Raw genomic sequence first — 24,259 nt, forward strand, 5'->3', positions numbered from 1 at the left:
TCATAATTTCCTCCCTTATGACGTCGTATCGGCCGGCCAAGGTTCCTCCGCCATTGGTCGCCAAAATGTGTCGCATCCGCGATTCTTGTGCCATCAGGCTACTGTGGCTCAGATGCGTTTTGCCAGATCAGTGTGAAATAAGATCGTTTCAAATGCAACAACTTTGACGCCGCAAGGTTTTTGCCAATTCGACGCAGCCTATAAGCCATTGATAATAAGCAAATATTGCGCCCCTGCCGCATCATCATTACGACGAGAAATTGCAAAAAATCCCCTATTATCGCTATCAAAACCGGTGCCAAAATCAACATCAAGGCGGTTCCAAGCAACTCACCCAAGGCCAAAGGCACCGCCACAGAGATCAAATGCTGCGCCTGTTCCGAGGTTTCGAGCATCAAAGGCATCAAGCCGATCACCGTGGTGGCGGTGGTAAAGAAAATCGCCTGATAGCACCCGTTTCACACCGTGTTTGATCTCGCCGATATCCTCAGGCCTGGCCCCCACGGAGATTGGTGAGCAACGGGTAAGTTGCAACCAAATGTGGGACGAGTTGTTCAGACATTGCCTAAGCGGCGGTGATGGCAACCTTGGCCCGCTCAATCGAGACGGACACCGTGTCCACTCACTGGCTGCTTATGCGGAAAATATCGCCGCGAACATAGTGGTCTGAAAACTCGGCCATGGTGGACAGCAGCAAAAAGCCCCGCTTTCGGCGCGAATGTCGCTGCGCATCAGATACGCCATCCTATTACGGACGGCGGCGGCATTTTTCTCCAAAACCCGACGCTCAACCCCACCATAGGCCTGCCTGATCCAAAGCGCCAACCGATCGGCAGTAAACCCCAATTTGTGCGCGTCGGGACGTTGGCGCAGTTTCAGGTCTGATTGCTCTCCAGACAAACTATCGCGGATAGTTACTCACCCCCTTGATACCGGCGAGAAAGGCATGCGTCTCATCGCTGGCTCTGATCAATTTGTCGCAATCATTGGACATCAGCTCGTTCTGAAACCCACCGGCAAGACATTCTGTGTCACTGAATTGCAACTCGTTCGCGCCTTCAGCCGCACCGACCCGACCCGACCGCGCCACGCCCGCACCACATCAAAATTATCGATGTTGGGACGCCTACCACCGGCTCGAATTTTACCATATATTTCAGTGTCCTGCACAGTTTCAATCAATGTGAAAACCGATGAGACCGGCGGTTCCTGACCATAGGTCGCCTCCAGTTCGGAACCCAACGCCTTGCCCAAAGGGGTGTCGATCAACAACATTAGGCAAAAGGCCGCGATGGCGGTTAACACGCCAAACACGGGTGCGTCGGTCACGCCTTTCAGCCCGGCTTTGGTCCCCTCAATCAAATCGTGCGTTTTGCAGTGCTGTCACCCCGGACCCTCGCTCGGTTCCGACGGTGGATGCCCTTCATCCGAAACAGGAAATCACCCTCTTCGAAGCCGTCCGTAAAACGGGTTAAATCGCCCAACGGCCATGGTTGCGGCCAACTAACCTTGCCAGCTTTGCGCCTGTGCTGGAGCAATATGTAGCAAATCAATGGCGCGTGCGGCGATTTGGTCGACGATATCTTGGACCGAATGTGGATGAAGGTAAAACGCCGGCGCTGGGGGCAAAATGATCCCGCCCATGTCGGTCACCGCACTCATGTTGCGTAGATGCGCCCCGGTTAGCGGGGCTTCACGCGCCAAAAGCACAAGGCTGCGTCGCTCCTTAAGCTGGACCCCAGCGGCGCGGGTCAGTAAGTTATCATCCAATCCATGGGCAATTGCCGCAAGCGAGCGCATCGAACAGGGCGCAACAATCATTCCCGACACAGGATAGGACCCGCTGGCAATGCGCGCTCCGATATTGGCGATGTCATGATGGCAGGTTGCCAGATCAATCAATTCGCCCATCGCCTTCGGACCGCACTCCTCGACCAATGTGCGCTCTGCCGCGCGACTATAGACAAGGTCAACCTCGGCCCCGATCTGGGCCAATTGCCGAGCAACCGAAAGGCCCAGCGCCGCCCCAGAGGCCCCCGCCACACCCAATACCACCCGCGCCATCATCGGCTCAACTCCGGCATGACCTGCGCCAATAGCGTCGTGGCAAACTCCGCATCTTGGGGCGCGGTATACATCACGCGACCCCAATCACGCGTGGTTTCCGGGCCAATCTTAGTGGTGGCATCAATCCCCATTTTTCCCGCCACCCCCGGCTCGGGTGAGGCGAAATCAAGGTAGTCCATCGGCGTCTGTTCCAGTGTCATCACATCGCGCCCTGGATCCATCCGCGTGGCCAAAGCCCATGAAATATCATCCCAATTGCGTGGATCAATGTCGCGATCCACCACGATGATCATCTTGGTATAGCTAAACTGGGGCAACATCCCCCAAAGCGCCATCATCACCCGGCGCGCCTGTCCGGGATACCGTTTGTCGATGCTGATCACTGCCATGCGATAGGAACAGGCGGCGGGCGGCAACCATAGGTCGTGGACCTCTGGAATCTGGGCTTGAATGGTAGGAAGGGCCAGCCGGTTGAACACTTCGCCAATGATTGCCGGTTCATCCGGGGGACGCCCCGTATATGTTGATAGGTAAAGCGGGTTTTCCCGATGGGTGATCGCCGTCAGCTCCATCACCGGGAACGGTTCGGCCTTGTTGTAATATCCGGTATGATCGCCAAATGGCCCTTCGGGCGCTGTCTCATCGGCTAAGACCCAACCCTCAAGGATGATCTCGGCCTCGGCTGGCACCATCAGCGGAACCGTTTTTGCTTGTACCATGCGCGGTCGGGAGTCGTTCAACGCTCCGGCAAAGCTTAGCTCGGACACGGTTTCTGGTAGAGGGAGTGCTGAGGCCAGCAATGTCGCCGGATCACAGCCCAGCGCAATCGCCACCGGCATTTTCTCACCGCGCGCTGCCCATGTCCGGTGATGCGCCGCTCCGCCCCGATGTGGGAGCCAGCGCATAATCAAACGATCCTGATCAATCACCTGAACCCGATAAATCCCAGCGTTGTAACGGCTTACATCCTCACACGAGGTTTCATACGCACGGGAAATCACCACCGGCCAGGTGACGAGCGGCCCGGCATCGCCAGGCCAATGGGTTTGGACCGGAATGCTGGCCATGTCCACTGCGCGGCCCTCCTGCACCACGTCTTGAACCGGCGCGCGTCGGGTTATTTTTGGCCGGGTCGCCATGGCGGCGCGCAACATCGGCCAGCGTGACAGCGCATCGCGCACGCCCTCGGGCGGGGTTGGCGCGCGCAACGACGCCAGAAACGCCCCAAGGTCATCGACCCCATCCAAATCAATACCAAGCCCCGCCGCGACCCGTCCCGTGGTGCCGAAAAGGTTGGTCACCACTGGCATTTGCGCGCGTGATCCATCCTCCAAAACGGCATGATCAAACGACAAAACTGGCCCTTCCGCCTCAAGCACCGCGCGGTGCACCGCCGTCATCTGATGGCGGATCGACACAGGTGCGTTGATCCGTTTGAATTGATCCGTGTCACCGCACCAACCCAAAAAGGATCGCAAAGTCGCAAATGGGGGCAAAAGGCGCATTGCTGGCTCCGAGTTGGGGCAATGGCGCGGGCTTATCAGCATTTTTGTCGGCCAAAATTGACGATTGTCAAACCGGCAGGGCCAGCACAACGATAGGCCAAATGTGAACGCTTTTACCCTTGATAGGAAAGGAGCCGATTTGCATATCGACCCGACCCCATCAGACACACCGCAACACATCCCGCGCGCGCCTTTGGCGTTGCGCGCTTTGCTGCGGGTTCTGCCCCTTGCCCCGATGTCTTGGTCGCTGACCGCTTATTCGCGCCGATTGGCCAACCAGCATCCGGGCCTGTTCCGGCGTCTGGGGCAGCACGATCAAGCACGTTTTATTCTGGATCCAACCGATCTGCCAATTGTTCTTGGGCTGCATCCCAATGGCGGAGAGCCAAGCATGGCTGTGCTGCGCAAAGCGGATGACTATGACGCCGCCATTCGCGGCCCATTGGCCGCTTTGCTTGGCCTTGTTCATGGGGCCTATGACGGTGATGCGCTGTTCTTTTCCCGCGATTTGGTGGTCGAGGGTGACACCGCCGCCGCCCTTGCCCTGCGCAACGCAGTGGATGACGCCGAGTTGGACCTGACCGAAGAATTGGCCCAGATCACCGGCCCGCTCGGGGGCCCATTGCGTCAATTCTCGGCGCTTGTCGAACGGCGCACGGGCGTCTGTTTGCACCGATCCGAAGAGGCTGGACTATGGTGATGGAAATAGTCTGTCCCGCCGGAACCCCCGCCGCGCTACGTGCCGCAGTCAAGGCCGGGGCGCATACCGTTTATTGTGGTTTTGCCGATGAAACCAACGCCCGCAACTTTCCCGGCCTGAACTTTGATCGCGATGAAATGCGCGAGGGCATCGCCTTTGCTCATCACCACGGCTCCAAGGTTTTGGTGGCGATCAACACTTATCCGCGCGCTGGGGATGAAGCGATCTGGCACAACGCCATTACCGACGCCAAAACCGCCGAGGCCGATGCGGTGATCCTTGCGGATCCCGGATTGCTCGCCTATGGGCGCGACAGGCACCCCGATTTGCGCCTGCATTTGTCGGTTCAAGCGGCGGCAGCCAATGCCGACATCATAAACTTCTATGCCGATGAATTTGGAGTCAAACGCGTGGTTTTGCCTAGGGTTTTGTCGGTCCCAGAGATTAAGGCCATCAACGCCGAAACCCAGGTCGAAACCGAAGTGTTTGTCTTTGGCGGGCTTTGTGTCATGGCTGAAGGGCGCTGTTCGCTTTCGTCTTATGCCACGGGTGAAAGCCCGAATATGAACGGCGTCTGTTCCCCCGCCGAACATGTGCAATACCACGAAACTGGTGGCGCGCTTGATGCCAAATTGGGCGGCTATACCATTCACCGTGTTGGTAAAAACGAACCGGCCCCCTACCCGACCCTGTGCAAAGGACGCTTTAAAGCCCAAGAGCTTACCGCCCATCTGTTCGAAGATCCGGTGAGCCTCAATGCCGAACAACTGATCCCGCAATTGGCATCGGCGGGTGTGACCGCGCTCAAGATCGAAGGGCGGCAACGCTCGCGGTCCTATGTGGCGCAGGTGGTGCGCAATTTCCGCGCTGCGGTTGACGCACTTGAGGCCGGTCAACCCATGCCCAAGGGTATGATGGCGCGCCTTTCTGAGGGCGGGGCCACCACCGCCGGTGCCTACAAAAAGACCTGGAGATAGACCGTGGAACTGACTGTTGGACCAAATCAATTCTTCTGGTCAGCCGAGGAATGGAGCAGCCTTTATCAGGGTCTCGCCGCCACGCCGGTGGACCGGGTGGTTTTGGGCGAACTTGTCTGCTCAAAACGCCTGCCGTTTTATCAAAAGGACATCCCTGACGCGATCTCGACCCTCGTGGATGCGGGCAAAGAGGTGATCTTGACCTCGCTTGCACTTGTCACCTTAAAACGTGAACGAAAAATGACCGATGAGCTTTCCGATATGGGTGTCATGGTCGAGGTCAACGACCTGACCGCACTCGCCAGCTTGCCGGCGGAAACCGCTTTCGCCGTTGGCCCGTTGGTCAATGTCTATAACGAGGGCACCCTGCGTTGGTTGGCCTCTCGCGGCGCAAAACGGGTTTGCCTGCCTCCGGAACTCCCGCTGTCTTCGGTAAGGGTGCTCTGTGCCGCCGGGGCGGAATTGGGCATGGCGATCGAGGTTTGGGGCCATGGCCGACTGCCCTTGGCAATCTCGGGCCGCTGTTATCACGCCCGTTTGCATGGCCGTAGCAAAGACAATTGCCAATTTGCCTGCGAAGACGACCCCGATGGATTGGATGTTTTGACAATGGACGACAAACCGTTTTTGGCCATGAACGGTGTGCAAACCCTGTCGGACACCTATGCCAGCACGGTGTTTCAGCTCGCCGCTTTGCGTGATGCCGGGGTCTCTGCCCTGCGCCTGTCACCGCAAAGCACTGGTTTTACGAACATCTGCACGGCCTACCGCGCATTGATCGACGGGGCGGACCCATTGGACATCGCGACCAGATTGGCCGAGATTGATCCATCCGCGCGGCTCTCTGATGGGTTTCTCACCGGAGCGCGGGGTGTGGATTGGTCGGCAATAACAGCCGCAGAATAAGGAGCATTCCCATGAAAATCGCAGTTGTCAACGCGCCCGGAAAAGGGGAAACCGACCGGCTTTTGGCAGAAACGGCCCAAACGCTTTTGGACAAAGGCATTTCCCTTGCTGGGATCGTCAAAGAGATGCGCCACACAAGCCAGTTCGAAAACGGCTGTGATATGAAAGTCCGGGTTTTGCCTGATGGCAACATCATTCAGATCACCCAAGACCTCGGGGCCGGTTCCGATGCCTGCCGCCTTGACCCATCCGCCATCGCCGAGGCCGTCGCCCAAGTTGAAAGCAGCAACATGAGCCAAGCGCAGATGTTCATTCTCAACAAATTTGGCCCCGAAGAGGCCGCCGGGCGTGGTTTCGTGTCGGCCATTGGCAAGGCTATGGAACATGGGATTCCTGTCCTTGTTGGCGTCGGTCCCGGCAGCCGCGCAGATTTCGACCGCTTTGCCTCAGGTCTGGCAATTGAGTTGCCAGCGAACGCCGTTTCTATCCAAAATTGGAGCCAACAAACCCTCAAGGCACAGGTTTAACCTCAAAAAGGATCGGCCAACGGCAACAAACTTGATCGACCGATCATTTTTCCTTTGGACAACAGCAGCTTTACGTTAGCGTGCTTGAAACAATTTTGAGAGAATATTCAGCATGCCATTTGATCGCGGCAGCATTTTGGGGGAGCATCTCCGGCAAAACCTCAGGGTGCACTTCGACCCGTTGCTTCGTGTAATTGTCCTGCTGTGCTTGGTCGGCTTGGTGGTAAACACCTACCGGATCGCTATCGACGGTCCGAAGTTTCACAGTGTCTCGCAGCTTGTGGCTGTCGCCATAATGGCAACCACGCTGTATTTCCGGCACCGTTTCTCGTTAGAAAAGGTCGCCTGTTTTCTCATGGCCATCACTTTTATCGGCTGCCTTGCTGGCTTGATCCAGATTGGTTTAGGCGCCGGGGCGTTACTGATATTTTTTCTGATTCCAATGCTTTTGGTAGTTTTGTCCTCTTACAGAAATGCCATTTTTGCGCTGAGCGGGATTACCGCAACCATTTTGGGCGTTGGGTTCTTGTATGTGTCCGGGGTTCTGGTTTCCGAAACCACACTGGCCGACCGAAACCGCGATTTCGTACAATGGGTTATTATTGCTACCATTTTTGCCAATGTGACGTATGCTGCGGTCTTTATTACCGACCGTCTTCGCAGCCATTGGTCAAAAACCTTCGACGAGCTCAAGACCAGCCATGACGAGATCAACACACTGCTCGAGCATTCGCCTGCGGCTATTATGATTTATAATGTCGACGAAAACCGGTTTGTCCGCGCCAATTCCAAAGCTGCTGAGCTTTTTAATACCAGCGTAGACCATCTAAAGAGCACCCTCACTTACTCCGACCTTTTTGCCGGGCAAGTTTCATTTGGCACGGATACGACCCAACAATTGCAAGACTACGTTGCCGCTGCCTTGGCTGGTGAAACACGTATTTGCGAAGCTGAACTTTTGCCCATACATGGCAAGCCAGTCATCTGCGAATTGACCTTGAGCCACCTCCCTCTGGATGGTCAGCGGTCTGTACGCTTTACCGCACTGGACATTCGCCACCGCAAAGAGGCCGAGCTTGAACGCAAGTCCCTCGAAGCACAGCTCGCTCAATCTCAGAGGTTGGAAGCGGTGGGTAAACTCAGCGGCGGGGTTGCTCATGATTTCAATAATTTGCTGGCGGTCATTCTAGGCAATGCGGAAATGCTTCGTGACGTCACCCAGAACCCCGAACACTTGAGCATGATCGACTCGATCACATCATCTGTTCAACGCGGGTCGGAACTAACGCAGAATATGCTGAGTTTTGCGCGCAAGGCGCGCTTGACCCCACAGGTGATTGACCTCAACGATATTGTGCGTGACATCAAAAATTGGGCTGGACGGACAGTACCGGCAAATATTGATGTTGAGGTGTCTTTGCTAGCCGGATTGTGGCCGATAGAAGCCGACCAAAGTGCATTGCAAAACGCCGTACTCAATCTTCTGATCAATGCCCGCGACGCAATGCCGAATGGCGGCAAGCTCACCATCGAAACGACCAATCTGCGCATTGATGGCGATTATATTGTAGAGCGCGGCGAAGACGTTCCGCCGGGGCGCTATGCGCTTTTGGCGATTTCGGATACCGGGAGCGGCATCTCAGATGCTACAATCGACCGCATTTTTGAACCGTTCTTTTCAACCAAACCGGCGGGCAAGGGCTCGGGGCTTGGCTTGTCGATGGTTTTGGGTTTCATGCGGCAATCTGGTGGCACGGTGCGCGTCTATTCAGAACTCGGAGAAGGTACGACCTTCAAACTTTATTTCCCCATCAGCAAATCTGGCAAAGTAAGCTCACCGCAGAAATCGTCGCCCCCTTCTCGCCTGACAACAGGAGGACAGACTGTCCTTGTTGTTGAGGATGAGCCAGAGCTGCTTGACCTATTGGTCACGACATTGTCCAACGCAGGGTACAATGTTGTTGCGGCCTCATCTGGGGACGAAGCCTTTGAAATTTTCCAACGCAACCCGGGCTTTGATCTTTTGCTAACCGACATCGTCATGCCCGGCACGCTTCAGGGCACGTCGTTGTCCCGTGCCCTGCGCGAATTGAACCCAGATTTGCCCGCTGTTTTCATGTCGGGATATGCCAGCGAGGCCACCGTTCATGGCAACGGGCTACGCTCCGAGGACATCCGTCTCATGAAACCTGTCACCCGATCGGCGCTTTTGGCGGCCTTGGACACAGCCCTGAAACCAGGGCCTGCCTCTGAAAAATAAGCTCACAGTATTCCCGGCAAATCCAAACCGTGTTCGCGGGCGCAATCCTTGGCCTCATCATACCCTGCATCCGCGTGTCGCATCACCCCCGTCGCCGGATCGTTCCACAACACATTGGCAATCCGACGGTCCGCGTCGGCGCTACCGTCACAACAAATCACCATGCCGGAATGTTGGCTAAACCCCATGCCAACGCCGCCACCGTGATGAAGCGACACCCATGTCGCGCCCGACGCGGTATTCAAGAGCGCATTCAACAACGGCCAATCGCTCACCGCGTCCGATCCGTCGCGCATCGCCTCGGTCTCGCGATTGGGCGAGGCGACCGAACCGCTGTCAAGGTGGTCGCGGCCAATCACCACCGGCGCGCTTAGCTCTCCGCTGCGCACCATCTCGTTGAAGGCCAAGCCAAGCTTGTGACGAATGCCCAAACCGACCCAACAAATCCGCGCCGGAAGCCCTTGAAACGCGATCCTTTCACGCGCCATATCAAGCCAATTGTGCAAGTGCGGATCATCGACAAGCTCTTTGACCTTGGCATCGGTTTTGTAGATGTCTTCGGGATCACCCGACAAGGCGCACCACCGAAACGGCCCAATGCCTTTGCAAAACAACGGCCGGATATAGGCGGGGACAAACCCTGGAAATGCAAAGGCATTCTCCAACCCCTCTTCCAAAGCCATTTGGCGGATGTTGTTGCCATAGTCCACTGTTGGAACACCGGCCTCATGAAAGTCGACCATCGCCGCAACCTGTGTTTTCATGCTGGCGCGGGCCGCTGCTTCGACGTCTTTGGGGGCGCTTTCGGCCTTGGCACGCCACTCCGCCACGCTCCACCCCTGTGGAAGATAGCCGTTGATCGGGTCATGGGCGCTGGTTTGGTCGGTAACAATATCGGGGCGCACACCGCGCGCTAAAATCTCGGGAAACACATCCGCCGCATTGCCGATCAAAGCCACGGATTTCGCCTCTCCCGCTTTGGTCCAGCCCTCGATCATCGCAAGCGCGTCGTCCAAGGAATGGGTCTTTTCATCCACATAGCGGGTGCGCAGACGGAAATCGGCGCTTGTCTCGTTACATTCCACCGCCAGACAACAGGCCCCCGCCATCACGGCCGCCAAGGGTTGCGCGCCACCCATACCGCCAAGGCCGCCGGTCAAAATCCAACGCCCGGTTAGGTCACCACCATAGTGCTGGCGTCCCGCCTCCATAAAGGTCTCATAGGTGCCCTGCACAATCCCTTGCGAGCCGATGTATATCCACGATCCGGCGGTCATCTGGCCATACATCGCCAGACCCTTTTTATCGAGTTCGTTGAAATGATCCCACGTTGCCCAATGCGGCACCAAATTGCTGTTGGCGATCAAAACGCGTGGCGCATCGCGGTGGGTCCGAAACACGCCAACCGGCTTGCCCGATTGCACCAAAAGCGTCTGATCATCGTCCAACCGACGCAGGCTGTCGACGATCTGATCAAAATCCTTCCATGTCCGAGCGGCCCGACCGATACCGCCGTAAACCACCAAATCATTGGGGTTTTCCGCAACATCCGGATGCAGATTGTTCATCAACATCCGCATGGGTGCTTCGGTGAGCCAGCTTTTGGCGCTAATCTCGGTCCCTATGGGGGCGATGACAGTGCGGGAGTTGTGGCGCGGATCGCTCATGATGTGCCTTTCAACGTGGGGGCCAAATCGGCCAGTGTTTGTAGAATTTGCGAAAGCTGTTCGCGCAATGCGCCCGCTTTGTCCGGGTCATAGGTCCAAGGCGGGGTTTCGGCGGACAGGTAAGTGGACTGAGCCAGTTCAAGCTGGATCGTGTGGCAGTTCTGATCCCGTGCGCTATAGCGGCGAACCGTCCAACCGCCCCGAAACCGTCCATTCAAAACCGCGCTATATCCGGGCGCGTTCTGACAGTCCTGCCACATGGCGGCCTCGATCCGAGGGTCGCAGGTCACGCCATAATCCGTCCCGACATTCAAATCCGGCAATAGCCCGTCAAAAAGGAACGGAATGCGCCCGCGAATGGAATGGCAATCAAACAAGATCACAACACCATGTGTGGCCAAAACCCTCTTTATCTGGGCCTGCATCGCCACGTGATAGGGCGCATGAAAGGCCACACGTCGCGCTTCGATTTCGCCTTGATCCGGCGCGGATTGCCAAATGTCGCGGCCTTCAAAATCGGTCAGCGGCACCAAGGTTGTGGTGTTTTGACCGGGATAAAGGCTTGCTCCGCTTGGGTCGCGATTGGCATCAATCACATAGCGATGAAAATTGGCACGCACCGTGGTTAGCCCGTCGATAACGCCGTCATAGAGCTGATCCACGTGCCAATCTGTATCCGCCAAATCCCGCCCAATCGGGTTGAGTTCCGCCCAAACATTGGGTGGCACAAAGGTGCCGGTATGGGGCAAGCCAAGGATGATCGGGCTGCTGCCTTCTATCACGGAAACCGGGGTCATTGCTGTGCCTCCAATGTCGGCAAAGCAAGACCAGCGACCAGTTCGCCATTTTGGATCATTGCGCTCGCGCGTGCGATATCGGGTGCCAGAAATCGGTCATCTGTCAGCGTCGCAACCTTGGTGCGCAGGGCGGCCATTGCCTGTTGCAGCGGAATTGAGGTCTGCAAAGGCGCCCTAAATTCAATCCCTTGCACAGCACAAAGCGCCTCTACACCCAGAATTCCCGACAGGTTGTCGTTCATCCGCAACAAGCGCCGCGCCGCGTGGGCCGCCATGCTGACATGGTCCTCTTGATTGGCGGATGTGGGCGTTGAATCGGTGGTACAGGGATTGGCGAGATGTTTGTTTTCGCTCATCAAAGCCGCCGTTGTGACCTCGGCAATCATCAACCCTGAATTCAACCCCGGTTCCGGTGTCAAGAACGGCGGAAGATCAAAGCTCAGGCTCGGATCAACCATAAGAGCAATCCGACGTTGTGCTATCGCGCCAATTTCGGACAAGGCCACGGCAATCTGATCGGCGGCAAATCCCACCGGTTCGGCGTGGAAATTCCCGCCCGACACGATGCGCCCCTCACCAACAAGAACCAACGGGTTATCCGTCACTGCGTTGGCCTCAATTTCAAGGTTGCGCGCCGCAAAGCGCAGTAGGTCCATCGTCGCTCCCACGACCTGTGGCTGACAGCGAATGCAATACGGGTCTTGGACACGCGTATCACCATCGCGATGGCTTTCGCGGATTTCCGACCCCTCTAAAAGCGCGCGTTGAGCACGGGCAAATTCGATCTGACCGGCATGGCCGCGCAGGGTGTGAATCTCATCCACCAAAGGCGCGGTCGAACCCATGATCGCATCCGTCGACAGCGCCCCGGTAACCAAAGCAGCGCGCAGGTTATCCCAAGCTCCCCAAAGCCCAACTAGGGCGCAGGCCGTCGAAAACTGAGTGCCATTGATCAACGCCAACCCCTCTTTGGGGCCCAATGTGATCGGTGCAAGCCCTGCTTTGGCCAATGCCTCGGTTGCGGGCATAACGGCCCCGTCAAACTCGGCCTCTCCCGCACCGATCATCACCGCCGCCATATGCGCAAGCGGGGCCAAATCGCCCGATGCCCCGACCGATCCCTGCCCCGGCACCACCGGCGTCACGCCGTGTTCTAGCAACGCCTCGATCATCTCGATCGTTGACCACGGCACGCCACTGGCCCCACGTCCCAACGACAGCAGTTTCAGCGCCATCATCAACCGGGTGGTGGCGCGGTCCAATGGATCGCCGACGCCGCAACAATGGCTCAGGATCAGGTTGCGTTGCAGCGCCTCTGTGTCCTTGGCGGCAATCTTGAGACTGGCCAATTTTCCAAAGCCGGTATTGACGCCGTAAACCGCCTCCTCGCCCGCCGCTGCTTGGCGCACAAGCTCTGCGGCGGCCTCAACATCGGGTTTTGCACCCCGGCTCAGCTTCGGCTTAACCCGTTGTCGCCAAAGAGTTTCAAGGTCAGTCAGGGGCGTTTGCCCCGGCAACAGGGTCAGCGTCACAGCACGCCTCCTTTGATACGTTTGTAAAGTGGGTTAAAGCCAATACGATAGGCGAGTTCGGCCGGACTTTGCACATCCCAAACCGCAAGATCGGCGCGTTTTCCCGGCGCAATCACACCGCGATCCACAAGCCCGAGGGCGCGCGCCGCATGCCGTGTTACCCCGTCCAAAGCCTCTTCTGGGGTCATCCGAAAAAGGGTGCAGCCCATATTCATTGCCAACAAAAGTGACGCCAAAGGCGAGCTGCCCGGATTGCAATCGGTGGCCAAGGCCATGGGCACATCGTGATCGCGAAAGGCTTGGACAGGTGGCATTTGCGTTTCGCGTAGCGTGTAGAACGCTCCGGGCAAAAGCACCGCAACACTGCCCGCTTGCGACATCGCCTTGGCATCCGCCGCCGTTGCGTATTCAAGATGATCCACTGACAAAGCGCCCAGCCGCGCCGCCAACGCCGTGCCACCCTGATGGCTAAGCTGTTCGGCATGGAGTTTCACAGGCAGGTTCAGCGCCTTGGCCGCGTCAAACACCCGCGCAATTTGAGCGGTCGAAAACGCAATGCCTTCGCAAAACCCATCCACCGCATCGACCAACCCGTCTTGCGCGGCAAGACGCATGGTTGGGATGACAATCTCGTCCAAATAGGCATCGGCCCGCCCGGCATATTCCGGCGGTACCGCATGGGCGGCCAAATAGGTTGTCTGCACGTCGATATCACGGTGCTCGGCCAAAAGGCGCGCGACCCGCAGCATCCGCAGCTCGGTGTCCGCCTCTAGCCCATAGCCGGATTTCACCTCAACCGTGGTCACCCCTTCGCCAATCAGCGCATCAAGCCGGGTCAGCGCCCCTTGCAACAGCGCATCTTCACTGGCCTGCCGCGTTGCAGTTAGGGTGGATAAAATCCCGCCGCCCGCACGGGCGATCTCTTCGTAGCTGACCCCGTTGAGGCGCTTCTCAAACTCATCTGCCCGATCGCCGCCAAACACCAGATGCGTGTGGCAATCAATCAAGCCCGGCGTCACCAAACGGCCCTCAAGATCGACGCTCGCGTCTTCTCTGGCGGCGTCGGGAATATCTCTCTCCGCACCGACCCAAGCGATTTTGGCATCTCGCATCCAAATCGCGCCGGTCTGGACCGCCCCATAAGGGGTGTCACCGTGCAGGCTTGCCACATGGCAGTTCGTCAAAAGCATCTTGGCCTCTTGGGTATCGGGTTTTACCGCTTGTATGAGTGTGTTTTTACTGCTTATGTATAGACATAATGCGAGTCAAGAAAACGAGTCAAGATCAGATGGACAGAGTTTGGGCCAAGCAGGCGTTGATTGGTGAGACATGGCAAAGCGATGTCACTCTCACACTGGACCACGGCAAGATTGCATCGATTACGTCCAACACACCGGCCAAGGGAACAACGGTCGGCCTGCTGATCCCGGCCCCGGCCAATGGGCATAGCCACGCATTTCAACGCGCCATGGCCGGCCTGTCCGAAGCGCGCGGCCCCTCAGGTCAAGACAGCTTTTGGACGTGGCGCCAGTTGATGTTCCGCTTTCTCGACCAACTCACACCCGAGCATGTTCAAGCCATCACCACCTATGTGCAGATGGAAATGCTCGAAGCCGGGTTTGGGGCTTCTGTCGAATTTCACTACCTGCATCATCAACCGGGTGGCACGCCCTATGATGACCTGTCGGAAATGTCTCAACGCATTGTTGCGGCAGCAGAAACCTCGGGGATTGGTCTCACCCTTTTGCCGGTGATGTATCAATATGGTGGCTGCGAAGGGCGCGATTTAGCCGCCGGTCAGGTGCGATTTGGCAATGATCTGGATAGGTATGCCCGGTTACTGGACGGTGCACGCCGGGCAGTCTCGTCGCTGCCCTCCGATTGTGTGACCGGCACCGCCCCGCATTCGCTCCGCGCCGTTGCGAGTGAAGATGTGCGGCACATTGTCGAACTGGCAAGGGGGGGTCCGATCCATATGCATCTGTCCGAACAACAGGCCGAGGTTGCAGAGGTGAAAGCCGCCTATGGTGCCCGTCCGGTGGAATGGGCGCTCGACAATCTACCGATTGATGAGCGCTGGAGCCTGATCCACCTGACGCAAATGACCGCAGATGAAACCCGCGCAATGGCCCGCACCGGAGCCAGTGCCGGACTGTGCCCGCTAACCGAAGCCAGTCTCGGGGATGGGACTTTCGATGGGGTTCGATGGTTTGGGAATGGCGGGGCGATGGCCATCGGATCCGACAGCAATATCCGCATTTCCTTGGCTGAAGAGCTGCGTCAGCTCGATACGTCTCAACGTCTCAGAGACCATAGTCGCGCCGCCCTAGCCACGGCTGACCTCTCGACCGGTCGGCGTTTGATGGACCTTGCGGCGCGCGGCGGTGCACAGGCGGCCGGGCGTGGCAGCGGGCGGATTGAAATCGGGGCCTGGGCCGACCTTCTGGCGCTTGATAGGTCCCATCCCGATCTGGCCGATCTGCCACCCGATACGGCCTTGGACAGTTTTATCTTTGCAGGTGGAAACCATTTGGTGGCCGATGTCTGGTCTGCGGGGCGGCATTTGGTACGCGATGGTCGCCACATTGCCCACGACCAAATCCGCGAAACCTATCGCCGCGCTGTCATCCCGTTGCGCAACGCCAGCCTCACGCGGTGACAAATTCCGTCGACGGAATTTGGGCGCCCGTTGCGACGTCCCGAAACCTCAATAGCGTGTGCGCATCCGGTAGCCGGGCTGATAGCTCATTCGCACGTAGGTCACCGGCTGGCTGTTAAACCAGGTCGCGCGCTCCATCTGGAAAAGCGCCTCGCCGTTTACGCATCCCATAAATGCCGCCAAATCCGGCTCCGCAGACACCGCGCCAAACCCGATCTCGACATCGGAAAACGGGATCGTCGCCACAAGCCATTCGTTTGGGCCAACCGCTCCGAAATCCGCCCCTTCCGCCTGCGGCAAGGCCGCGAGGTTGATCCAGCGATCCTCGTGCTGAAACGGCTGACCATCGGCAAAATGCATACATGTTAGATGAAGCACCCGATCCGCAGGACCAAGCGCCATACGCGCCCGCAGCCAATCTGGCGCGTCACAGGCCTCTCGCGCCACCAGAGCATAGCGATAGACCGCACCTCGGCCTTCAACTTCCAACCGGGTCAATGGGATATCAAACCGCGCTTGCCGTTTCGGGGCGCTGCGAACGCGGGTGCCAGATTTGCGTTTGCGCTCTAACACACCTTCTTCGGCCAGCTCCCGCAAGGCCCGGTTAACCGTGGCGCGGGCGCTGCCGTATTCATCGCAAAGCTCAAGCTCGCTTGGCATCAAATGCCCCGGCGGCCAATCGCCCGATGTGATACGGCGCAATACATCGGCTTTGATGTCTTTATAGCTCATGTCTCCGCCTCTTTTGTCTGCACCTTATCAACACAAGCGCAGACAAAACAGGGTCAGTAGGACGAGAACACAAAACCGGCCGGTAGGTCCGATTGGACAGGCGCAGCATTGCGCGCCGCCATGCGTTCCAGATTGACGATCGTCGACAACATCAACCGATCATGGCTCCAATCCGCCGGGCGTTGGATCATCAAAGCCGTGGCAAAGCTCAGGCTTAGCAGCGCTGCCAATAGCATCAGCCAACCAAAACGGGCATCTTCAACCTCGCGGGTCGCGGTCGCTGCCACAATGCGGCGTTTCAGCGTCGCGCCGCGGCGGGCATTGCGCAGGTCAACAAGACCTACCGTTGGCGTTGACAGATGCGCCCCCCGACGGGCTTGAATTGCGCTTTCACAGGCGCGGATCAAACATTCGCAATAGGCGCGGGCATCAAAACCGTGACGGCGAACAAGCGCCTGATCACAAGCATATTCCCGCATCGCGCGGATTTCCTGACGCCAGATGAAAAAGGCAGGGTTCCAAAACAAGATCGGACGCAACGCCTCGAACAAAAACTCCGTTTCCACATCACCATGGCGAAAATGCTGCAACTCATGAGCGACGACCATGCGCAAGTCTGTTCCGGAATGAAGCATCCCCGACGGCAGAACCACATAGCGATTGCGCAAACCACGGGTGGCAAAGGCAATCCGCGTTGTTTCCGACACAAGAATTTGCACGCGACCGATACGGCGCAAGACATAAGACGCCGTTAGAATTGCGCGCAGTTTCAAAGCGGCGCGCAGGGTGATCAGCACAGACAGAACCGCCCCAACAGCCAGCAAGCCCCAAAGGGCCTGAGCCAATGTCGATTGCCCAAGCAGAACATCCCGCTCAAAGCTTTCGCGTGCGCCAAGCAGCCCTTCGAACTCAGTCGCGCTCATGCTGACATTGCCAGACAGGTATTGCGCCACCAACATGTCACTTAGGTTCGGCGCTTGCGTGATTAGGGTGCCGTTTAAGCCATCCGCCACAAAAGGCGCGGCAACAAGACCGGCAATCATCCATGTCAAAAGCGTTTTTTGACGGATGAACTCAAAGCCCAGCTTTGATTTCGACAGGCCCCATCGGAGCCCCATCCAGACCGTTATACCCACTAAAAGTAGCAGATTTAGGTCGATATATGCATTCAGAACAGCATCAGCGTTCATTGTCCTCCCCCAACCTTTCCTCTAGCAGCGCCCGCATCTCCATGAGCATCTCATTGGTCACGTCCTCGTCCTCCACAAGGCGCGCAACCAGAGTTGCAGGGGCATCGTTGAAAAGCTTGCTTGATAGGTTCTTAAGGCTTGCCTTTTGATAATCTGCCTTTGGTACCGAGGGCTTGTAGACCAAGGACCGCTCTTTGCGACCAGAGGTCAAGAACCCTTTCTGTTCCATGATTTTGAGCACGGTCGCCACCGATGTATATGCACGTTCCTGAGCCTCATTGGCTTTGGCGTGGATCTCGCGGACTGTGCCTTGGCCGAGTTCCCAAATCACGTTCATAAACTCGAGTTCGACCTCGGTCAGAAGGGATTTGTCGTGTTTCTTGCGCATTTGCGTTGGTTTCCGGTCAAATCAGGTGTTCGGGCGAACGTATACGAACATCACTCATGTTCAAAACTATTTCTTTAGTCGAGGGCCGCTGGAAGCCATTCCCCTTCGGAATTTGTCTGGCAAGAGGAAAAGCGACCGATGCGCCCGCAAGCGCATCGGATCGTGTTTAAGGGTCAGACCTTCCAAAAGCAGAAGGCGCCCCAACCGATTGATATGAACAGCGGCCACCAGACCGGTTGCCCCACCAACCCAAGCCACGCCAAAAAGATGTAGCTTGTGCCTAACAGGGCAATGAACAAGCGATCCCCTCGGGTTGTGGTCAGGCCAAGCACGCCTTTGCGCTCATCCCCTCCGGGTCGGCGGATTTCCAAAAACGTCAGAACCCCGATCGCGCTGAAAATTCCGATAAAAACCAAAGCCGTTGGCCAGGTCCATGCCATCCATGAAAGCATATCAAACCCTCCCCATCGCGAAGCCCTTCGCGATATAGTTGCGGACAAAATAGATCACGATTGCGCCCGGAATGATTGTCAGAGTCCCCGCCGCCGCCAGCAGCCCCAACTCATAACCCGCGCTTGAGGCGGTTTTGGTCATCGTGGCCGCGATCGGCTTGGCGTAGACCGCCGTCAGGGTTTTGGCGAGCAGCAGTTCCACCCATGAGAACATGAAACAGAAGAACGCGGCGACGCCGACCCCCGCCTTGATCGACGGGATAAAGATCGTCGCGAAAAAGCGCGGGAAGCTATAGCCGTCAACAAAGGCGGTTTCGTCTAGCTCTTTGGGGATACCGCCCATGAAGCCTTCGAGAATCCATACCGCCAGCGGAATGTTGAACAGGCAATGCGCCAGAGCAACCGCGAGATGGGTGTCGAAAAGGCCTACAGCCGAATAGAGCTGAAAGAAGGGCAGTGCGAAAACAGCAGCCGGAGCCATACGATTGGTCAGCAGCCAGAAGAACAGCTGTTTGTCACCAAGGAACCGGTAGCGCGAGAAGGCATAGGCCGCCGGAAGCGCCACCGCCACCGAGATCACCGTGTTCAACGACACATAGATGATTGAGTTGATATAGCCCCAATACCAGCTGGGGTCGGTGAAGATCACCTTGTAGTTTTCCAGCGTAAAGGTCTGGGGGAAAAGAGAAAACCCGGACAGGATTTCATTGGTCGTCTTAAAGCTCATCGCCACGAGCCAATAGATTGGCAACAGCAGGAAGAGGATATAGACGATGGGGACGATGGATCGTTTTTGCATGATCAGTCCTCAGTTCAGGTCGTCTTTGGTCATCAGCGTGTAGAACAGCCAGCTAACCAAAAGGGTGATTGCGAAGTAGATCAGGCTCATGGCCGCCGCCGGGCCGAGGTCAAATTGACCAAGGGCGATTTTCACCAGATCGATTGAAAGCAGCGTGGTCGAGTTGCCGGGGCCGCCACCGGTGAGCACGAACGGCTCGGTGTAGATGTTGAAACTGTCCATGAACCGCAACAAGATCGCGATGGTCAGAACGTTTTTCATCTTGGGTAGCTGGATGTAGCGGAAGACGCTCCAATTGCTGGCACCGTCGATTTTGGCGGCTTGATAATAGGCATCGGGGATCGACACCAGACCGGCATAGGCCAAGAGCACAACAAGCGACGTCCAGTGCCACACATCCATGGTGACAATCGTCATCCAAGCGGCCAGTGGGCTTTGGGTCATGTTATATTCGATGCCCAAAACATGGTTAAAGAAATATCCCAAAAGGCCGATATCGGGCAGCGTGAAGATGTTCCACATCGCGCCGACGACATTCCATGGGATCAGCATCGGCAGCGCCATAGTGACAAGGCAAACCGGCACCCAAAACCCTTTGCGCGGCATGGCAAGTGCGATGGCAATGCCAAGCGGGATTTCGATGATAAGGATCAAAAAGGTGAATAGGAACTGACGGCCAAGCGCGGCGTGGAACCGGTCAGAGCGCAGAATTTGTTCAAACCAATCAAGACCTTGCCAGAAGAACACGTTGTCACCAAAGGTCTCTTGGACCGAATAGTTGACCACCGTCATCATCGGGATCAGCGCGTTAAACGCCACAAGGATCAAAACGGGCAGGACAAAGAACCAGCCTTTGTTGTTTTCGGTTTTCATGCCGCAGCCTCCTGCGCTTGGGTTGCGATCCAGCCGTCGACATAAAGACGGGTTTGATCAGGTCTAAACGACAGGTGAACGGTTGCGCCCTTGTCAGGGGCCGAGCCGTTGACGACGGCGTTGACGCGTGCGCCTGCGAGATCACATTCGATAACCATATGGCGACCAAGATCAGAGACTTTGGTAACCGTTGCCGCCAATCCCGCATCAGCGATAGTGACAAATTCGGGTCGCACGCCAATCTCGGTTTTGCCATTGGGCGTACCAATGATGGCCCCCTCAAGCGGGACTGTTTGACCGGCCAAAAGGGCCTGACCACCTTGCACCTCGCAGGGAAGAACATTCATGCCCGGTGAGCCGATGAAATGGCCGACAAAGGTGTGGGCAGGACGTTCAAAAAGCTCAACCGGGGTGCCGATCTGAACCACTTCGCCGTCCTGCATCACCACCACCTGATCGGCAAAGGTCAACGCTTCGGTTTGGTCATGGGTCACGTAGATCATCGTGGCTTTGACACGTTGATGAAGCTCTTTGAGCTTGCTGCGCAGCTTCCATTTCAGATGGGGGTCAATCACGGTCAGTGGCTCGTCAAACATCACAACATTGACATCTTCGCGCACCAAACCACGGCCCATGGAAATCTTTTGCTTGTTGTCGGGGGACAGACCGGCGGCCTTTTGATCCAACATATCAGTGACTTCAAGCATCTCGGCAATCGCCATGACCCGTTCCTTGACAGTCGCCTCATCCCGCCCGCGATTGCGCAGCGGAAAGGCCAAGTTGTCGTAGACCGTCATGGTGTCATAGATCACCGGGAACTGGAAAACCTGCGCGATATTGCGCTTGTCGGGTGCCAGTTCGGTCACGTCTTGGCCATCAAACAAGATGCGCCCTTCGGAGGGAACCAACAGACCAGAGATGATGTTAAGCAACGTCGACTTGCCGCAACCAGATGGCCCTAGCAAGGCATAGGCACCGCCATCCGACCAATCCAGATCAATCTCTTTCAGCGCATAGTCAGACGGGCTAGAGGGATTGGGATAATAGCTATGGCGTAGTTTTGAGAGAGTGATTTTAGCCATGTTACGCCACCCGTGTGCCGTCGGGTGCAAAGAAGTAGCACTCCGAAGGATTCATATGAAAATCATGAAGCTCGCCAACCTCATACGGATGCACGCCATGAGAGAGTGACACCCAAGACCCCTGCCCCATTTCGAAATGGGCGCTGGATTCTGATCCGGTCAATTCGGTCACTTGCACACGACCTGACATGCGCACGTTCGTCGCCCCGCTCGCCACTGGCAACACATGGTGCGGGCGGATCGCGATGGTGTACTCGCCGTCGCTCAAACCCGCTGCCGCGCCACTCACTGACCAGCTCACACCGGCGCTTAACATGACCTGATCGCCTTGCTTGACCACAGGCGCAGTGTTGATGGGCGGATCGGAAAACACCGCAGCCGCCTGTACGTTTTCGGGGTTGCGATAGATATCTGCGGTTGTACCAAACTGGGTGACGCGTCCGTCATCCATCAACGCGGTTTCCCCGCCAAGCATCAGCGCCTCTTCGGGTTCCGACGTGGCATAAACCACCACCGCGCCACGCCCGGCGAACAATTCCGGCAATTGTGCCCGCAGCTCTTCGCGCAGCTTATAGTCAAGGTTTGCAAGGGGTTCATCGAGGAACACCGCCCGGCTTTCCTTGGCAATCGCACGGGCCAGCGCACAGCGCTGTTGCTGACCACCGGACAATTCATGCGGGCGACGATCCAACATCGGGCCCAATTGCAACAGGCTGGCGGCCTCTTCTACACGGCCCTCAAGTTCAGATTTGGCCATGCCCGCCACCTTGAGCGGCGAGGCGATGTTTTCGCGCACGGTCATATGCGGGTAGTTGATGAAAAACTGATGGACGAGGCTGATCTTGCGCTTTTGCGTGCTAAGTTTGGTGACGTCGGTCCCATCCATAATCACGCTGCCATCGGCAATTGGATCAAGGCCGGCCATCAGCTTAATCAGCGAGGTCTTGCCAGATCCGGTTGCGCCCAGAAGAACGTTAAAGTGACCAGTCTCAAGGGTCAGGGACACAGGTTTGATGTGCAGATCGCCGCCAACCCGTTTGGTCACCTGTCTGAGTTCGAGTGCCATAAGGCGCTACTCCTTTCACCTATGCCCCCGGGGGGATGGGTCGGCACGGGCGGTGAATAGTGGGGAAAGTAGGCTCTGATCCTTGTGCGCAAGAACCAGAGCCAAGAGGGAGTGAGTGAGCAGGCCGCGAGATGGAGGAACCGCGGCCTGCGTCAGGAGGAGTTACTCAGACGCCCAGCGTGCAACCAGCTCGTCATAGTTGACGGTCTGACCGGCGGGTTTCTCGTTCTCCAAAGGAGGCTTGGCACCGCCATTGGCGTACCAGTACTCAGCATCCTTTTCCTCGTTCAGGCGTGGGCCACAGCCGCCATAAACATTCGCCTGCTCGTCTGCGCGCTGCATACGGGCCATGGTGATGTCCATTTCTTCGGCCAGACGGTTCATCGCTTCTTGCGGGGTAAAGGCACCCGAGTTCACGTCACCAATCTGCTGCCACCAGATTTGCGCCAGTTTTGGATAATCCGGAACGTTCACACCGGTTGGCGACCATGCCACACGATCAGGCGAACGGTAGAACTCGACCAGACCACCAAGGTTTTCGGCACGCTCAGAGAAGCTGTCGTGGTTGACCGAGCTGTTGCGGATGAAGGTCAAACCCACGTGGGATTTCTTCACATCAACAGTTTTGGATGTCACGAACTGCGCATAGAGCCATGCGGCCTGAGCGCGATCAGACGGTGTGGATTTCAGGAATGTCCAAGAACCAACGTCCTGATAGCCAACCTTCTGGCCTTCTTCCCAATAAGGGCCGTGTGGCGAAGGCGCCATACGCCACAAGGGCTTACCAGCTTCGTCAACCGTGTTGTTGCCTTCGGACTGTGGCTTGACCATGTCCGCTGTAAACGCGGTGTACCAGAAAATTTGCTGAGCAACATTGCCCTGCGCCAAGGCTGGCAGTGACTGATAGAAGTCATAAGACGCCGCACCGGGAGGCGCATAGGCACGCAGCCATTCGTCCCATTTGCGGATCGCGTAAACCGCCGCTGGACCGTTGGCTGCCCCACCGCGAGACACGCTTGCGCCCGCTGGGTTACAGGACCCGGCTTCCATGCGGATGCCCCATTCGTCGATTGGCACACCGTTTGGCTCACCTTTGGAACCGGCACCAGCCATGGACAGCCACGCGTCGGTCATACGCCAACCAAGGTCAGGTGCCCGCTTGCCGTAATCCATGTGACCATAGATTTCCGTGCCGTCGATTTCTTTGACGTCGTTGGAAAAGAACTCGGCGATGTCTTCGTAGGCGGACCAGTTGACCGGAACACCAAGGTCATAGCCGTATTTTGCTTTGAACTGTTCCTGGAGGTCGGCGCGATCGAACCAGTCTTTGCGGAACCAATAGAGGTTCGCAAACTGCTGATCCGGGAGCTGATACAGGTCGCCATCGGGACCGGTTGTGAACTGGCTGCCCATAAAGTCGGCCAGGTCAAGGGTTGGCGATGTCGTGCCCGCCCAATCGCCTGCCATCTGGTCAGTCAGGTTATAGGCCAGCTGAAGACGCGAATGCGTGCCGATCAAATCGGAGTCATTGACGTAACCGTCATAGAGATTCCGTTTGGTCTGCATCTGGGTCTGAACCGCCTGCACAACTTCGCCTTCACCAAGAATCTGGTGGTTGACTTTGATGCCGGTGATTTCCTCAAACGCTTTGGTCAGAACTTCGGATTCATAGCTATGCGTCGGAATGCCTTCGGACAGGACGTTGATTTCCATGCCTTTGAACGGTTCCGCCGCCGAGATGAACCAGTCAAGTTCGGACTTCTGTTCATCTTTGGTCAGGACAGACGGCTGGAATTCCTCGTCGATCCATTTTTGGGCCGCCGCCATGTCGGCATGCCCCATTGTTCCCGCAATCACAGCAGACGCTGCAACGGCGGTGAAAAGATACTTCCGCATCTTTCTCTCCTCCCTGAATGTAATGCCGCGGATGTTCACCCTTGGCTGTATTATGGGTGTCACATTGCGGCGCGCGCTGTCAAACTAATTTTTTAGTAGACATTATGCACTGGTAAAACTGACTATTTCTCAGATGGTTACCAGAAGCACAAAAGGGCAATCCCAACTCTGGGATGCCCATCAA

General features: G+C 56.9%; 23 protein-coding genes. 6 read left to right on the forward strand and 17 right to left on the reverse strand.

Annotated features, from left to right (window positions below; all coding sequences use genetic code 11):
- Positions 1–98: 98 nt before the first annotated feature.
- The 4 genes from AC5EFR_RS17605 to AC5EFR_RS17620 all read right to left on the reverse strand — a co-directional run bounded on the left by AC5EFR_RS17605 (position 99) and on the right by AC5EFR_RS17620 (position 3,572).
- Entirely contained in the window at positions 99–404 is a 306-nt protein-coding gene (locus AC5EFR_RS17605; protein WP_493577067.1) for a hypothetical protein, read from the reverse strand.
- A gap of 589 nt (positions 405–993) precedes the next feature.
- On the reverse strand, positions 994–1,275 hold the full coding sequence (locus tag AC5EFR_RS17610) for a hypothetical protein (RefSeq protein ID WP_493577068.1): 282 nt from the start codon (positions 1,273–1,275) through the stop codon (positions 994–996).
- Between the two features lie 228 nt (positions 1,276–1,503).
- Complete coding sequence (locus AC5EFR_RS17615) at positions 1,504–2,067, reverse strand: UbiX family flavin prenyltransferase (protein ID WP_493577069.1); 564 nt, start codon at positions 2,065–2,067, stop codon at positions 1,504–1,506.
- Positions 2,064–3,572 (reverse strand): UbiD family decarboxylase, encoded by a 1,509-nt coding sequence (locus tag AC5EFR_RS17620; RefSeq protein ID WP_493577070.1) that lies wholly within the window; start codon positions 3,570–3,572, stop codon positions 2,064–2,066. Before AC5EFR_RS17620 ends, AC5EFR_RS17615 begins: the two co-directional genes overlap by 4 nt.
- A gap of 139 nt (positions 3,573–3,711) precedes the next feature.
- Here AC5EFR_RS17620 and ubiT point away from each other — a divergent pair, with 139 nt between their 5' ends.
- The 5 genes from ubiT to AC5EFR_RS17645 all read left to right on the forward strand — a co-directional run bounded on the left by ubiT (position 3,712) and on the right by AC5EFR_RS17645 (position 8,942).
- Positions 3,712–4,272 carry a ubiquinone anaerobic biosynthesis accessory factor UbiT gene (gene ubiT / locus AC5EFR_RS17625; RefSeq protein WP_493577071.1) on the forward strand — a complete coding sequence of 187 codons (561 nt, stop codon included), beginning with the start codon at positions 3,712–3,714 and terminating at the stop codon, positions 4,270–4,272.
- Positions 4,272–5,249, forward strand: coding sequence for a ubiquinone anaerobic biosynthesis protein UbiU (gene ubiU / locus AC5EFR_RS17630; RefSeq protein ID WP_493577072.1), 978 nt, complete (start codon positions 4,272–4,274; stop codon positions 5,247–5,249). Before ubiT ends, ubiU begins: the two co-directional genes overlap by 1 nt.
- A 3-nt stretch (positions 5,250–5,252) precedes the next feature.
- Positions 5,253–6,155, forward strand: coding sequence for a ubiquinone anaerobic biosynthesis protein UbiV (ubiV, locus tag AC5EFR_RS17635; protein WP_493577073.1), 903 nt, complete (start codon positions 5,253–5,255; stop codon positions 6,153–6,155).
- A gap of 11 nt (positions 6,156–6,166) precedes the next feature.
- The gene (locus tag AC5EFR_RS17640; protein WP_493577074.1) at positions 6,167–6,682 is read left to right on the forward strand and encodes a DUF2478 domain-containing protein; all 516 of its coding nucleotides are present in this window, start codon (positions 6,167–6,169) and stop codon (positions 6,680–6,682) included.
- A 295-nt stretch (positions 6,683–6,977) separates the two neighbouring features.
- Positions 6,978–8,942: an ATP-binding protein gene (locus AC5EFR_RS17645; RefSeq protein WP_493577075.1), complete on the forward strand. Its 1,965-nt coding sequence runs from the start codon at positions 6,978–6,980 to the stop codon at positions 8,940–8,942.
- A gap of 2 nt (positions 8,943–8,944) precedes the next feature.
- Here the strand turns inward: AC5EFR_RS17645 and hutU are convergent, their stop codons facing one another.
- Genes hutU through hutI form a run of 4 tightly spaced genes read right to left on the reverse strand, consistent with a single transcriptional unit; the run spans position 8,945 to position 14,128 of the window.
- Positions 8,945–10,609: a urocanate hydratase gene (gene hutU / locus AC5EFR_RS17650; protein WP_493577076.1), complete on the reverse strand. Its 1,665-nt coding sequence runs from the start codon at positions 10,607–10,609 to the stop codon at positions 8,945–8,947.
- Complete coding sequence (gene hutG, locus AC5EFR_RS17655) at positions 10,606–11,406, reverse strand: N-formylglutamate deformylase (RefSeq protein ID WP_493577077.1); 801 nt, start codon at positions 11,404–11,406, stop codon at positions 10,606–10,608. The genes hutU and hutG overlap by 4 nt, the downstream gene beginning before the upstream one ends.
- Entirely contained in the window at positions 11,403–12,938 is a 1,536-nt protein-coding gene (gene hutH / locus AC5EFR_RS17660) for a histidine ammonia-lyase (RefSeq protein ID WP_493577078.1), read from the reverse strand. Before hutH ends, hutG begins: the two co-directional genes overlap by 4 nt.
- Positions 12,935–14,128, reverse strand: coding sequence for an imidazolonepropionase (hutI, locus tag AC5EFR_RS17665; RefSeq protein WP_493577079.1), 1,194 nt, complete (start codon positions 14,126–14,128; stop codon positions 12,935–12,937). Before hutI ends, hutH begins: the two co-directional genes overlap by 4 nt.
- 98 nt (positions 14,129–14,226) lie before the next feature.
- Here hutI and AC5EFR_RS17670 point away from each other — a divergent pair, with 98 nt between their 5' ends.
- Complete coding sequence (locus tag AC5EFR_RS17670; protein WP_493577080.1) at positions 14,227–15,597, forward strand: formimidoylglutamate deiminase; 1,371 nt, start codon at positions 14,227–14,229, stop codon at positions 15,595–15,597.
- Positions 15,598–15,645: 48 nt separating this feature from the next.
- On the opposite strand, the gene hutC is transcribed toward AC5EFR_RS17670, so the two are convergent.
- From hutC to AC5EFR_RS17715, 9 genes are all read right to left on the reverse strand, one after another.
- Positions 15,646–16,329 (reverse strand): histidine utilization transcriptional repressor HutC, encoded by a 684-nt coding sequence (hutC, locus tag AC5EFR_RS17675; protein ID WP_493577081.1) that lies wholly within the window; start codon positions 16,327–16,329, stop codon positions 15,646–15,648.
- Positions 16,330–16,382: 53 nt separating this feature from the next.
- Entirely contained in the window at positions 16,383–17,519 is a 1,137-nt protein-coding gene (locus AC5EFR_RS17680; RefSeq protein ID WP_493577082.1) for a M56 family metallopeptidase, read from the reverse strand.
- The gene (locus AC5EFR_RS17685; RefSeq protein ID WP_493577083.1) at positions 17,509–17,907 is read right to left on the reverse strand and encodes a BlaI/MecI/CopY family transcriptional regulator; all 399 of its coding nucleotides are present in this window, start codon (positions 17,905–17,907) and stop codon (positions 17,509–17,511) included. The genes AC5EFR_RS17680 and AC5EFR_RS17685 overlap by 11 nt, the downstream gene beginning before the upstream one ends.
- Positions 17,908–18,080: 173 nt before the next feature.
- On the reverse strand, positions 18,081–18,359 hold the full coding sequence (locus AC5EFR_RS17690; RefSeq protein WP_493577084.1) for a DUF2160 domain-containing protein: 279 nt from the start codon (positions 18,357–18,359) through the stop codon (positions 18,081–18,083).
- A 1-nt stretch (position 18,360) separates the two neighbouring features.
- Positions 18,361–19,158, reverse strand: coding sequence for a carbohydrate ABC transporter permease (locus AC5EFR_RS17695; RefSeq protein ID WP_493577085.1), 798 nt, complete (start codon positions 19,156–19,158; stop codon positions 18,361–18,363).
- A 9-nt stretch (positions 19,159–19,167) separates the two neighbouring features.
- A complete protein-coding gene (locus AC5EFR_RS17700; protein ID WP_299930391.1) occupies positions 19,168–20,031 on the reverse strand; it encodes a carbohydrate ABC transporter permease in 864 nt (287 codons plus the stop codon).
- The gene (locus tag AC5EFR_RS17705; protein ID WP_493577086.1) at positions 20,028–21,113 is read right to left on the reverse strand and encodes an ABC transporter ATP-binding protein; all 1,086 of its coding nucleotides are present in this window, start codon (positions 21,111–21,113) and stop codon (positions 20,028–20,030) included. Before AC5EFR_RS17705 ends, AC5EFR_RS17700 begins: the two co-directional genes overlap by 4 nt.
- Before the next feature lies 1 nt (position 21,114).
- Positions 21,115–22,179, reverse strand: a complete 1,065-nt coding sequence (locus AC5EFR_RS17710; RefSeq protein ID WP_493577087.1) for an ABC transporter ATP-binding protein — start codon at positions 22,177–22,179, stop codon at positions 21,115–21,117.
- Between the two features lie 162 nt (positions 22,180–22,341).
- The gene (locus AC5EFR_RS17715; protein ID WP_431377221.1) at positions 22,342–24,075 is read right to left on the reverse strand and encodes an ABC transporter substrate-binding protein; all 1,734 of its coding nucleotides are present in this window, start codon (positions 24,073–24,075) and stop codon (positions 22,342–22,344) included.
- Positions 24,076–24,259 lie beyond the last annotated feature (184 nt).

This window comes from Pelagimonas sp. (assembly GCF_058892305.1).